We start from the raw sequence: 12,335 nt of genomic DNA on the forward strand, positions 1-12,335 counted from the left end.
GGCCCGTTGTCCCAGGAACGCCGTCAGCGGGAGTCCTCCCGCCGTACGCGCTCGCGCGAAAACGAATTCAATATGGATGCGTTTCTCGCGCGTTGTCTCTGCGCTCGCCTGCCGCGTCGTGCCTTCTCAGACTACGAGTCGATCCCCGGGTCGAGCAGGTAGCTGACTCGCACCAGGAACTCGCGGGAGAACACGGGGAGCGGGGCGTGGCCGCCGTTGTAGGGCTGGGCGAGGCGGAAGTTGGTGCCCATCAAATTGTAGACGCCCGCGCCCAATTCCAGCCCCGGCGTGCCCACGTTCTCCGCGCTGACGAAGAGGTTGAAGAGCAATTGCGTGGGCAATTCCTCCACCGCCGAGTCCCCCGCGTCGTCCGGCGCATCCACCGCGTAGCGCTTGCCCACGAGCACCGCGGTGGGGCTGACGGTGAGCCACGGCAGCACCTTCACGTTGCCGGCGACGGACGCCTTGTGCGTGGGCATCGCGGTGAAGGCGTTGGAGTGCCCGGGCACCTGGTAGTCCTCCACGTCGTTGCGTCCGGACGGTGTGTAGAACGAGTAGTTCAGCGCGAGCCGGCCCCAGCCCGCCCGCAGGTGGTAGTCCAGCTCGACGCCACGGCTGCCCAGGCGCCCGAGGTTCCGGTACGCCTCCGTGTTCGACACCGCGTCGTACGAGTAGATGATGGGGTCCGTCACGCCCATGTCGAAGACGTTGGCGCTCACCGTCTGGCCTTCACCGAGCCGCAGCGTGCCCTCCAGCTCGAACACGGTGGTGCGCTCCGGCCGGACGTCCTCGCCCAGGCTGATGTTCTCGATGCCCGGCGCGCGGAACGCGCGGCTGAAGAGCGCCTTGGCGCTGAACGGCCCGAAGGCGCGCAGCAGCACCAGCCGCGGCACGAAGGAGCCGCCGAAGGCGCTGTGATTCTCGTAGCGCGCGCCGGCCACCACGGTGGCGATGGGGTTGTCCAGGTAGGCCTCCATGAAGCCCGCCAGGTTGAGGTACGAGACGCGCTCGGCGCCCTCCTCACCGAAGGCCGTCTGCAGGCCCACGTCCGCGGGCCCTTTGAGCTGGCCCTGGTCGGACGTCACGTCCAGGCCGCCGGTGAGCTGGAGGAAGTCCAGCGCCGCCCAACGCGCCATGGCCCGCCCGCGCAGCCGCCGCACCTGCTTCTCGTAATAGAAAGGTGACTCCTGGTTCGAGTCGCGGAAGGGCTCGGACAGGGTGAGGTTGAAGCGCGAGACGAGCTCCAACCGCTCGCTGGGACGGAACTTGTCGCTCAGCTCGGCGTGGAAGGTCTCGAACTCGGTGGGCGCCGGGGCGTCGAGCACCTCGTCGAAGGCGACGATGGTGGAGATGGTGCTGCGCTGGTACAGCACGCTGAGCTGCAAGTCCTTGTAGCCCACGCCGGCCTGCACCGTGGTGGGGTCCAGCTGGCTCTGCCCGCTCATGGTGGCCGAGTTGCCGAAGTAGTCGCGGAACTCGGCGTCGCTGCGCTGGCCCTGGCCCAGGGACGCGGAGGCGAAGAGGCTCAGGCCCGGCGCGGACTCGAAGACCTTGCGCCCGGAGACGGTGACGCTGCGGCGGCCGTTGACGGTCTCCAGCTCGCCGTAGGTGCCCGTGAGCTGCAGGTCCGTGCTGCCCTGGATGCCGCGGGTGATGACGTTGATGACGGCCAGCTCCGCGTTGCCGCCGTAGATGACCGAGCCCGGGCCGCGCACCACCTCGATGCGCTCCACCAGCTCAATCGGGAACTCGTGGCCGAGCTGCATCGTCGAGTACAGCTGCTCGTTCATCTCCTTGCCGTCGATGACGAGGAGCACCTTGCCTTCGTAGCCCCACAGGCCGCGGAAGCCGGGGCCCACCGAGCCCTGCACGTCCACGCCGAAGAAGAAGCCCGGAACCTGGAGCAGCAGGTCCATCAAGTCCCGAGCGCCGGACGCGCGAATCTCCTCCGCGTTCATCGCGGTGACGACGGCGGGGGACTCCTGCAGCTTCGTGACGGCGAACGAGGCCACCTGACTGTGGACCTCGGGCTCCTCGCTCATCGGCGCGGCGTCCTCCGGGGGCGCGGACGGCTCCAGCTCGGATGACTCGGGGGAGGGCTCCTGCGCGAGGGCAGGGCTCGTGCACAGGAAGAGGGACAGGGCCACGGAACCGACGGACCACCAGGGGCGGACGCGCATGGGAACCTCGAACGAAGGTGAGCGCCGGCCTCGGGGCCGTCGCTCGGGGGAAGTGGGGAAGGGGACAGGGAGCGCCGGCCTGGGAACCGGCGCGAGGGCTCAGCGAACGCGGACGGCGGTGAGGCGGTCGGGCTCGACTTCGACGGTCAGCTTGCGCTTCACCACGCCGTTGACGCGGACCTCCACGCGGGCGGGCCCGGCCGGAAGGCCCTGCGCCGTGAGGGGTGGGAAGCCATAGGGACGGTTGTTGATCCACACCTCGCCGTAGAGCGAGGGCGACGTGACGTCGAGTCCGCCCTTCCCCGTCGCGGTGCGGGCCACCGTGGTGGTCGCCGCGGGCGCGGCGGGCTCGGTGCCGGACGCGGGCCGCGCGACCGCCGCCGCGGGACTCGTGGGCACCGGAGCCGCCGTCACCGGCTGCGGCACGGGAGCGGGAGCGGGAGCGGGGCGGGACGGCGGAGGAGCCAGCTCGGCGGTGAGGTCCTTGTTGATGGAGTGGACATCATCCTCGCCCAACTCCACCGTCTCCTCGGCCAGCCGGCGCTCTCCCTGCGCGAGCGTCACGCGGTACGTCCCCGCGCGCAGCGGAATGCGCGCGGGCGTGAGGTCCACCGTCTTCCCATCCACCAGCACCATCAACCCCGGCGGCGTGGACGTCACCAGCAGCAGCCCGTTCCGGGGCTCCTCGGCTGCCGCGGCGGGCTCCTCGCGAGGCTGCGTGCGCGACGCCACCCGGACGGGCCGCGCCTTCGGCTCCTTGCGCGTCGGCGCGGTGGGCTCACGCACGGCCCGGGTCCGGTCGCCGCGCGTGCGGCCCTGCTCGCGGGTCCACAGGTCCGCGGCGATGCGCAGCAGCTCCACCAGGTCGCCCTTGTCCTCCTTGCGAAGCCGCAGCGCCTCGGTGAACTCGGCCACGGCCGTCTCGTAGTCGCGGTCCTCCAGCGCGGCCAGGCCCGCGGCGCGCCGGGCCCGCGCGAGGCCGGAGTTCGCGTCCTCCTCGGGAGCAGGCGTCGGCGCCGGCGCGACGGAGGCCACCGTCACCGGAGCGGGTGGCTTGGGCGCCTCGGCGACGGCGGGCGCAACGGGGCTCGCGGCGCGGCGGCTTCGCAGCACGCTGTAGCCCACGCCATTCGCGGCGACGGTGCCCAGCAGGATGACGGCAATCCAGGTCGACTGTTTCATCGGTGTCTCACTGCGGCGCGAGGGAGCGGAGGGACCGCCCCGTCAGGCCGCGGCCGCTCAGGCGGCGAAGTACCAGAACAACGCGGAGCCAATCGCGGAGACCCCCGCCGCCACCGCGATGGCCCATGGAAATCCCGCCGCGCCTCCCTGCGTCTGCGCCGGAGCCGCTCCACTCGGGGTGAGCGCGAGCATGTCGGTGCTCTCTCCGACGGGAGGAGCGGGCTTCGCGCTGGGCGAGCCGCTCGGGGTGCGGGTGGTCGCGGAGCCGAACGCGGGCAGCGCCGTGGGCATCTGCCCCGACGGGTCCGGCGGGCACAGCTTCGTCACCAGCATGGCCAACTCGCGCCCGCCCGACGTCCAGTGCTGCGAGGAGCGGAACCGCTCCAGGTCCACGTGCAGCTCGCGCGCGCTCTGGTACCTCGCGTCCGGGTTCTTCTGCAGCAGCTTGAGGAGGATGGCCTCCAGGCCGGGCGGGAAGTCCGGTTGGGCTTCCGACGGCGGGGGCACGTGCGCCTGGGAGGTGGCGACGATGGTCGCCTCCACCGTGTCGCGCTTGAACAGGCGCTTCCCGGTGGAGGCCTCGTAGAGGACGATGCCGAGCGAGTACAGGTCGGAGCGGTGGTCCAGCTCCCGGTTCGTAATCTGCTCCGGCGACATGTACGGGTACTTCCCCTTCACCACGCCAGCGACGGTGCGCTCCATGTTGACGGAGCTCTTCACGATGCCGAAGTCGGCCAGCTTGACGATGCCGTCGCGCGACACCAGCACGTTGCCGGGCGTGATGTCCCGGTGCACCAGCTTGAGCGGCGTGCCGTCCGGCAGCGTCTTCGCGTGCGCGTACGAGAGCGCGTCGGAGATGGCCAGCCCCACGTCCACCGCCACCCGCGGCCCCAGCGGGAAGGCGCTCTTCCACGCATGGCGCAGCACCCGGTCCAGGGACTGGCCCTGAATCCACTCCATGGCCAGGTAGTACTGCCCGTCGATTTTGCCGAAGTCGAACACCTGGACGATGTTCGGGTGCGTCAGCAGCGCGGCGACCTTCGCCTCGTCGGCGAACATCCGGCTGAAGGCGTCCAGGTTCGCGTATTCCGGAAGGATGCGCTTGATGACGCACGGCTTGGAGAAGCCGTCCGGCCCGTCGATGGACGCCAGCAGCAGGTGCGCCATGCCTCCAGACGCGAGCTGCTGGAGAATCCGGTATTTACCGAAATACGCCTCTCCTGTGTCCACCACGTGCCTCAAGCTTTGCTGGAAAAAGAGGAACGTACTGGAGAGTTGGCCTACCCCACAAGTTTGCGACCTTGTGTCAATGAGATTTGAACACCGAGGGTATAGGGCGCCCGGGCTCAGCTCGGCTTGCGCGGCTTGCGGCGGGCCTTGCGGTGCTGCTTCTTGGGCGGGGGCTCCGTCACCTCGGCGAAGCGCGCGCCGGTGATGCCCGCGTGCTCGAGGGCTTCCTTGATGCCCTCGGAGACGATGAGGCTCACCGGCCAGCCCCAGGAGCGGAGGACGCGGGCGCCCTCCGTCTTCTCGGGGTCGATTCTCAGGCCGCGCACGGTGCGGTAGTGGCCCACGCGCTCGGGCCACCCGTCCTCGGGCGTGTAGCGGTGGACCTCCCCGCACTTGCGGTCGTCGATGCAGCGCACCAGCCGGGTGGCGACGAGGATGAAGTACGGCTCGTCACAGTCCTCCACCTCCACGGGTAGGAGCTGCACGTCGTCAGGCGCCAGCTCGCGGAAGATGGAGGCCACCCGCGCATGCACCACCGGCGTGAGGCCGGCGCCGGCGAGGGAGAAGTCGAGCGGGGGGCCCGGGGGCTGGACGCTGGAGCGCAGCTTGCCCAGGCCCCGCACCGGTGTGCCGGAGGTGAACAGCCAGACCGAGTCCACCTTCTTCTTCCGCTCCAGGGAGACGGGGTCCCCCAGCTCGCGCCGGCCAGGGGCGCGGAAGTCGTCGTGCAAATCGTAGTAGCGCACGGGCCGGGCCGTCCGGGAGGGGGCCCGGCGAGCGGCCGACTGTCGGCGGGAGGGTGCCTCGGGAGACACCTCGTCCGGAGTCTCCCACAGGGTTTCGGCACGGGGGCCGTCAGCCTGTCTCGGGGAGCGTCGCGCCAGTAGGCGAAGCGCCTCGGTGAACCGCCTGAACATCCCCCGATTTTACCCTCTCCCCGCCAGGGAGGGAGCACGTCGCGCGCGCCGCCCCGGCTCCCCTGCCTCCTCCCCGGGCTACCAGGAGGTGTGCAGGGAGTAACCCGCGGTGCGGGTGTCCAGGCTGAGGAAGGAGAACTGGCCCTCCGAGCACGTGCCACTGTTGAGGAACAGGCGGCTGCCGTGCTCCACGCGCATGCCCAGGTGGGTGTGGCCGGTGACGACGATGTCCGCGCCGCTGTCGTTGGCGCGCGCCAGGGCCCACTGCTGGAAGGTGCAGCGCGCCGGGTCCGGCAGGGCGTGGGTCAGCCGCGCGTCCAGCGCCTGGAACATGCGGAACATGGCCCGCAGTCGCATCCGCCGAAGCCAGGCACCCGCCCACACCGCCGCCTCGGACAGGAAGCGCGCCTTGCGGATGACCCAGTCGTGGTGATGCCCGTGGGTGAACAGCATCCTCACCCCGTCGGCCTCCAGGACGAGCTGCTCGGGCGCGCCGAGCAGCGTGCCGGCCACGAGGTCATGGTTGCCGTGGATGTAGTGGTACTGGGGCCGCGCGAAGCGCTCGACGATGTCGGGGTGCGCCGCGCGGGCGGCGGCCAGCTCGGCCACCTGCCTCCCCGGCGTCCGCGAGGTGAGTGTCTCGAAGACGTCACCCAGCAGGACGATGCGCTCGAAGTTGCTCTCCAGGAAGCGCAGGAAGCGCAGGAAGCCGGAGTCGTCGTGCCCGAAGTGGTCCGCGGAATCTCTCCGCCCGAGGTGCAGGTCCGAAATCACCGCGATGCGCATGAGGTCTCCTCGCTCCTTTCGTGGGTAACGCGCTCGGGAATTTCCAACCACGTGACTCTGGCGGGCGGGTGTGTACCGTGTGCCATTTGCATGAATCTTCGTGTCGTCCCGTTCACGCTCTGCATGCTGCTCCTGGGGGCCTCGCTGGCTCATGCCCAGGTGCCGGGGCCTCGCCGGAAGATGGCGGCGGTGCGCGTGGAGCAGCCGCCCACGTTGGACGGCGTGCTGGACGACGAGGCCTGGAAGCAGGCCACCTTCACCACCGACCTCATCCAGAAGGAGCCGGACCAGGGTCTCCCCGCCACCCTGCGCACGGAGGTCGCATTCGTCTACGACGAAGACGCGCTCTATGTCGGCGCTCGGATGTTCAGCGACTCGCCAGCGGACATCGAGGCGGTGATGACGCGCCGGGACGAGAGCGGCGTGGCGGAGCGGCTCATCGTCTCGCTCGACACCTGGCATGACCGGCGCACGGCCTACAGCTTCGCGGTGACGGCCGCGGGCCAGCGCGTGGACTGGTTCCACCCGGTGGACAGCGAGTACGAGCGCGACTTCTCCTTCAACCCGGTGTGGCAGGCGCGCACCCGACTGACGGGCGAGGGCTGGGTCGCGGAGCTGCGGATTCCCTTCTCCCAGCTGCGCTTCAACGACGGGGACGAGCAGGTGTGGGGGCTCAACCTCAACCGCTACGTGCCGCGCCGCAACGAGGACGACTTCTGGGTGGCCGTCCCGCGCCACGTCACCGGCTGGTCCTCGTGGTTCGGTGACTTGACGGGCGTGCGCGGCGTGCGGCCCTCGCGCCGGCTGGAGCTGCTGCCGTACGTGGCGGGGGACTGGCAGGTGAACTCCGGGCGCAACCCGCGCGCGGGCACCCCGTTCGACGCGCGTCGCGACTATGCGGGCAGTGTGGGCGGCGACGCGAAGGTGGGCCTGGGCCCCAACCTCACGCTGGACGCCACGGTGAACCCGGACTTCGGCCAGTTGGAAGCGGACCCGGCGGTGGTGAACCTGAGCGCCTTCGAGACCTTCTTCGAGGAGCGCCGGCCCTTCTTCACGGAGGGCAGCCAGCTCTTCACGGGCAACGGCCCCGCGTACTTCTACTCGCGCCGCATCGGCGCCTCGCCGCGCCTGCTCGTCGACCTCCAGTCCCAGCGGGACTACGTGGAGGCGCCCCGGGCAAGCACGCTGTGGGGCGCGGGGAAGCTCACCGGGCGGCTGGCGTCGGGCATGTCCGTGGGGGCGCTGGCGGCCGTCACCGGCCACAGCTTCGCGGACGTCTACGACTTCGACACGTCGGAGGAGGGCCGGGTGAAGCTGGAGCCCTTCACCGGCTACGGCGTGGTGCGCGTGCAGCAGGAACTGGGCGAGGGCTCGGTGGTGGGGGCGATGCTGACGGGCGTGAACCGCTCGCTGACGTCCTCGGGCCAGGGCGCGAGCCTCGCCTTCAACCTGCCCCAGCAGGCGTACACGGCGGGCGCGGATGCGTCGTTCCGGCTGGGGCCGGGCGGCGAGTACGCGCTCACCGCGTACGCGGGTGGCAGCTACGTGAGCGGCACGCGCGAGGCCATGGTGCGGCTGCAGCGCTCCAGCGCGCGCTACTACCAGCGGCCGGACCAGTCCTATGCGGTGTTGAATCCGGAGGCCACGTCGCTGTCGGGCTACACCGCGGGCGCGGCGTTGGAGCGGGTGAGCGGGCGCAACTGGCTGTGGCGCGTGCGCGGCTACGCGGAGTCCCCGGGCTTCGAAATCAACGACGTGGGCCGGCTCCAGTCGGCGGATGACCTGGACGCGGAGCTGAGCCTCACGTACCGGGACACGGACCCGGGCCGGTGGCTGCGAGGCCTGGAGGCGACGCTGTCGCTGTACAACGACTGGAACTACGGCGGGGTGCGCCAGGCCACCAGCCTGTCCTCGACGGTGGAGGCCACGCTGCCCAACTTCTGGACGGCGGAGGTGACGGCCACGTACCTGCCGCGCGCGCTGTCGGACGTGCTGACGCGCGGCGGGCCGCTGATGCAGACGGGGCAGGGCGTGGACGTCATCGCCGAGCTGTCCAACGCCTTCAGCGCGACGACGCGCTGGAGCCTCGAGGGGAAGGCGTGGCGCTACGAGACGGGCAGCCATGGCTACACGGTGGGCGGCAGCCTGGGCGTGCAGCCCACGCGACGGCTGCGCCTGGCGGTGGAGCCGGGCCTGTCCCACTACACGGAGGAGCCGCAGTACGTGGCCACGGTGGCTGGCGGGCGGCCGGAGACGTATGGCTCACGCTACGTCTTCGGCGCGGTGGAGCGGCGCGAGCTGTTCGCGCGGCTGCGCGTGGACTTCTTCGTCACCCCGGACCTGAGCGTGGAGCTGTACGCGGAGCCCTTCGCGTCCAGCGGGCGCTACAGCCGTTTCGGTGAGCTGCTCCAGGCTCAGGGACGCGCGCTGCTCTACTATGGCGATGAGAATGTCACGCGCGAGGCGGGACGGCTGAGGGTGGTGGACCCCGCCGGGACGGCCTTCGAGGTGGACGACCCGGACTTCAACCTCCGCTCGCTGCGCAGCAACCTGGTGGTGCGCTGGGAGTTCCGTCCGGGCAGCACGCTCTTCTTCGTGTGGCAGCAGGACCGCTCCAACGAGCAGGCCCTGGGGAGCGTGCTGGAGCCGGACGCGCTGGGCAACAGCTTCTCCGCGCCGGGCAGCCACACCTTCGCGGTGAAGCTGGCCTGGTGGCTGCCGGTGAACTGACGCCGTCGCGGCTCCCTCAGGGAGCGGTGGGCCTATCCCCGGTGAAGCGACCTGCTCTACCGTTCGGCGTGCGCTCCGCAACTGTTCCAGGAGAGAACGCCATGCCCCATCGCTCATTGCGTCCGCTGTTGCTGCTGGCCTCGCTGCTCATCGGCTGCTCATCCGGCCTCCGCGTCAACGTCCTCGAGCCCGCGCGGGTGAACGTGGGCGCCTCGCGCAAGCTCGTGGTGGTGCAGACCGAGGGCCAGTCCACCGTGCAGGACGTCGTCCTCCAGGAGCTGTATCGGCAGAGCCGGCAGGACGGCTACTTCTCGTTCACGGACCGCACCCACGCGGGCGGCACCGTGAAGCTCACGGGGAGCGAGGTGTTGCTGCAGGGGGAGAAGGCCACCGCCCTGGAGTCGGGGGAGGTCGGCCTGCGCATCGACGTGCTCGGTTGGGACGCGGATTTGGAGAAGCGCCAGCTCCAGGTCAAGGACGAGAAGGGCAGGATGCCGAAGAAGACCCAGAAGCAGGTCTTCGTCGCGAAGCTCATCCTGGGGGTGACGGCCTTCAACTCCGCGGGCAAGGTGCTGCTCGCGGAGGAGGAGTACGCGGGCGAGGTCGAGTCGGAGCGCGTGGACGTCCTGCTGCGCACGGTGGCCGGGCAGTTGGTGGACCGCGTGCTCCGGGACCTCACCCCGCGTCAGGTCTCCCACTACCTGCGCATGGATGACGAGGACGCGGCGCAGAAGGACATCGTCAAGGTGGCGGAGAAGGGCGACGTCGGACAGGCCATCACGCAGCTGACGTCCTACGTCGAGCAGCATCCGGACAACGCGGGTGGCTGGTACAACCTGGCCGTGCTGCTGGACGCCAGCGGCGAGTACGAGAAGGCGCTGGAGCACTACTCGCGCGCCATCTCCCTGACCTCGAAGGACTTCTATGTGAAGATGCAGGAAGCGTGCTCCAGCCGGCTCGCGAGCCGTCAGGCGCTGCGCGAGTGATGTGGCTGTTGGGAGGAGTCGTCGTTGAGTCCGGCGTCCACCGCTCCCCGGGGAGGTCCCACCGCGCGGGCGGCGTCTCCGGCCTCGGACGACCTGACGGCGCTCTACCGGCGCTTCGGCCCCGCCGTTCACCGCAGGGCGCTGTCGCTCACGCGTGACGCCGAGGAGGCGCTCGACGTCACGCAGGACACCTTCCTGGCGTACATGAAGGTGCGGGGCACGCCACGCGACGAGGCCTCTCCCTTCACGGTGCTGTATCAAATCGCCACGTATCGCGCGGTGGACCGCGTGCGCCGCCGCGCGCGCTGGTCCGGCAGCCTGGGCCCGCTGTCGGTGGAGGACGAGGACGCGGAGGACCGGCGTCAGGAGGCCGTGACTTCGCACGCCGGAGGGCTGGAGCGGGTGGAGGCCCTGCAGGACCTCGCACTCCTCACCCAGGGCGAGGACGAAGAGGTGCTGACGGTGGCGGTGCTCTACTTCGTGGAAGGGCACACCACGGACGAGGTGGCGCAGGTGTTGGACATGTCGCGCAAGACGGTGTCCCGGATGCTGGCGCGGTTCGCGGAGCGCGCGCGGAAGCGCAGCCTCCGCCTCACGCCCGGAGGGGCACCGTGAGCGCGGGAGAGCGCCGCATCCAGGATGCGTTGCTGGAGCGCTACCTCGCGGACGCGCTCGCTCCGGAGGCACGCCGTCAGCTGGAGTCCGTGCTGGCGGAGTCGGCGCCGGACCGGGAGCGACTGGAGGCGCTGCGGGCGGACTCGGCGGCGTTCCTCGTCCAGCACCCGCCCGGGCCGCTGGTGGCCCGCTACGAGGCCGCCGAGCCCGCGCGGCGGCGGCCCTGGTGGGTGCTGCTGGTGCCCGCGCTCGCGGCCTCGGTGCTGGTGGTGGTGTGGCTCCGGGAGGACCCGTACACCGTGAAGGGCACGGTGTCGCTGGTGCTGCACCGCAAGGCCGGCGACGGCAGCACGCGGGTGGAGCCGGGCGCGACGCTGGCCCCGGGAGACGTCCTCCAGTTCGAGGTGAAGGCGGCGGAGGACGGCTACGTGGCGGTGCTGAGCCGGGACGGGCAGGGCACCGTCACCGTGTATCACCCCTTCGGAGGCACGGAGGCGGCGCGCTACCAGGCGGCACGTCCGATGCTGCCGGCCGCGATTGAATTGGACGGGGTCCGCGGGCACGAGGAGGTGTACGCGCTGCACTCGAGCCAGCCCTTCGCGTTGGACCAGGCCGTGGCCGCGCTGAAGGAAGGCCGGAAGCTGGAGGACGCGGCCCCGAAGGGTGTGGCGGTGGAGCACGTCGGCTTCGACAAGCGCTGACCCGGCCCGGAAGCACCGCGAAGAAAAAAGTCCCACGGAAAATCCCCCACGCGATGAACGAGAGAGCGGGGCGCGATGGTGGGCGCGGGTCCTTGGGGGACCCGTGCCGCCAGGCCTGTCGGGCGCGCTCCGCCATGCAAGGGGGAAGGCCAAGATGACGACGGTGCGGTGTGTGATTGCCTCGGAGCAGCGCCAGTTGGACGACGCGCTCCGGGTGCGCTGGGCGGTGTTCGGCGCGGAAATGGGGCTGCTGGGGACGCCTCCTCCGGCGCCACGGGACGTGAGCTGCTTCGACACATTGGAGACGACGCTCCACTTCGTCGTGTACGCCGGGGACACGGCGGTGGCGACGTCGCGCCTGCTGCTGCCGAACGCGGAGGTGGCGCGCGCTTCCGGGCAGAGGCTGGGCATCGAGCTGGAGCAGAAGCTGGACCTGCGCCAGGTGGACGCGCCGGGCATGCGGCTGGCGGAGACGACGCGCTACTGCGTGCTGCGCGGGTATCGCGGCTCGGAGGTGCTGCTGCGCCTGCAGGCGGAGATGTACCGGGAGAGTCGCAGGCGCGGGGTGACGCACTGGATTGCGTCCGCGAACACGGAGACGGACTGCGCGCAGGACGCGCTCATCGCCTTCCAGGTGGCAGCGCGGATGCGGTGTGTGAGTCCCCACTGGAAGGTGACACCCCACGAACCCGTCCAGGCTCCCGAGGTGCCCGAGGCCCCGCTCTACACGCCGGAGGAGCGCCTGCGCGCGTGCCAGGGCCGCTTCGACGGCCTGCGCCTGCCTCGCACGCTGTCCCTCTTCGCGAAGAAGCTGGGCGCGCGCTTCATCAGTGAGCCCCTCTATGACGCGCGCTTCCACCGGTACGCCACGCCGCTGGTCGCCGCGTTGGACGCGATTCCCGTCAGCACGCTGGCCTGGTTCGACGCGTTGCCGGTGAGCGCCTCGCGCGCCGCCTGAAGTCCCCACCCCACCACCACTCACTTCAACAGCGGGCGCGCCACGGGTGC

10 protein-coding genes are annotated in these 12,335 nt (G+C 70.7%); 5 read left to right on the forward strand and 5 right to left on the reverse strand.

All coding sequences use genetic code 11. The features are described 5' to 3' along the window. Positions 1–131: 131 nt before the first annotated feature. The 5 genes from OV427_RS28330 to OV427_RS28350 form a co-directional block, all read right to left on the reverse strand. Positions 132–2,180 carry a TonB-dependent receptor plug domain-containing protein gene (locus OV427_RS28330; RefSeq protein WP_267859307.1) on the reverse strand — a complete coding sequence of 683 codons (2,049 nt, stop codon included), beginning with the start codon at positions 2,178–2,180 and terminating at the stop codon, positions 132–134. A 99-nt stretch (positions 2,181–2,279) separates the two neighbouring features. Then, the gene (locus OV427_RS28335; protein ID WP_267859308.1) at positions 2,280–3,362 is read right to left on the reverse strand and encodes a PEGA domain-containing protein; all 1,083 of its coding nucleotides are present in this window, start codon (positions 3,360–3,362) and stop codon (positions 2,280–2,282) included. 57 nt (positions 3,363–3,419) lie between these two features. Further along, the gene (locus tag OV427_RS28340) at positions 3,420–4,592 is read right to left on the reverse strand and encodes a serine/threonine protein kinase (protein WP_267859309.1); all 1,173 of its coding nucleotides are present in this window, start codon (positions 4,590–4,592) and stop codon (positions 3,420–3,422) included. A 116-nt stretch (positions 4,593–4,708) separates the two neighbouring features. Then, positions 4,709–5,338 carry an imm11 family protein gene (locus OV427_RS28345; RefSeq protein ID WP_267859310.1) on the reverse strand — a complete coding sequence of 210 codons (630 nt, stop codon included), beginning with the start codon at positions 5,336–5,338 and terminating at the stop codon, positions 4,709–4,711. Between the two features lie 249 nt (positions 5,339–5,587). Further along, on the reverse strand, positions 5,588–6,295 hold the full coding sequence (locus tag OV427_RS28350; protein WP_267859311.1) for a metallophosphoesterase family protein: 708 nt from the start codon (positions 6,293–6,295) through the stop codon (positions 5,588–5,590). A 90-nt stretch (positions 6,296–6,385) separates the two neighbouring features. Between OV427_RS28350 and OV427_RS28355 the strand changes: the two genes are divergently transcribed. From OV427_RS28355 to OV427_RS28375, 5 genes are all read left to right on the forward strand, one after another. After that, the gene (locus OV427_RS28355; protein ID WP_267859312.1) at positions 6,386–9,025 is read left to right on the forward strand and encodes a DUF5916 domain-containing protein; all 2,640 of its coding nucleotides are present in this window, start codon (positions 6,386–6,388) and stop codon (positions 9,023–9,025) included. Positions 9,026–9,126: 101 nt separating this feature from the next. After that, on the forward strand, positions 9,127–10,011 hold the full coding sequence (locus OV427_RS28360; protein WP_267859313.1) for a tetratricopeptide repeat protein: 885 nt from the start codon (positions 9,127–9,129) through the stop codon (positions 10,009–10,011). Between the two features lie 24 nt (positions 10,012–10,035). Continuing rightward, a complete protein-coding gene (locus OV427_RS28365) occupies positions 10,036–10,626 on the forward strand; it encodes an RNA polymerase sigma factor (RefSeq protein WP_267859314.1) in 591 nt (196 codons plus the stop codon). Continuing rightward, positions 10,623–11,327, forward strand: coding sequence for a DUF4384 domain-containing protein (locus OV427_RS28370; protein ID WP_267859315.1), 705 nt, complete (start codon positions 10,623–10,625; stop codon positions 11,325–11,327). Before OV427_RS28365 ends, OV427_RS28370 begins: the two co-directional genes overlap by 4 nt. A 154-nt stretch (positions 11,328–11,481) precedes the next feature. Then, positions 11,482–12,285, forward strand: coding sequence for a GNAT family N-acetyltransferase (locus OV427_RS28375; protein WP_267859316.1), 804 nt, complete (start codon positions 11,482–11,484; stop codon positions 12,283–12,285). Positions 12,286–12,335: the final 50 nt, after the last annotated feature.

The sequence above is a fragment of the Pyxidicoccus sp. MSG2 genome, assembly GCF_026626705.1.
GTDB lineage: Bacteria > Myxococcota > Myxococcia > Myxococcales > Myxococcaceae > Myxococcus.

Excerpts from the sequence above, each read along its gene's own strand:
- OV427_RS28330 (WP_267859307.1), bottom strand. The coding sequence starts at position 2,180 with ATGCGCGTCCGCCCCTGGTGGTCCGTCGGTTCCGTGGCCCTGTCCCTC.
- OV427_RS28335 (WP_267859308.1), bottom strand. The coding sequence starts at position 3,362 with ATGAAACAGTCGACCTGGATTGCCGTCATCCTGCTGGGCACCGTCGCC.
- OV427_RS28350 (WP_267859311.1), bottom strand. The coding sequence starts at position 6,295 with ATGCGCATCGCGGTGATTTCGGACCTGCACCTCGGGCGGAGAGATTCC.
- OV427_RS28355 (WP_267859312.1), top strand. The coding sequence starts at position 6,386 with ATGAATCTTCGTGTCGTCCCGTTCACGCTCTGCATGCTGCTCCTGGGG.
- OV427_RS28360 (WP_267859313.1), top strand. The coding sequence starts at position 9,127 with ATGCCCCATCGCTCATTGCGTCCGCTGTTGCTGCTGGCCTCGCTGCTC.
- OV427_RS28375 (WP_267859316.1), top strand. The coding sequence starts at position 11,482 with ATGACGACGGTGCGGTGTGTGATTGCCTCGGAGCAGCGCCAGTTGGAC.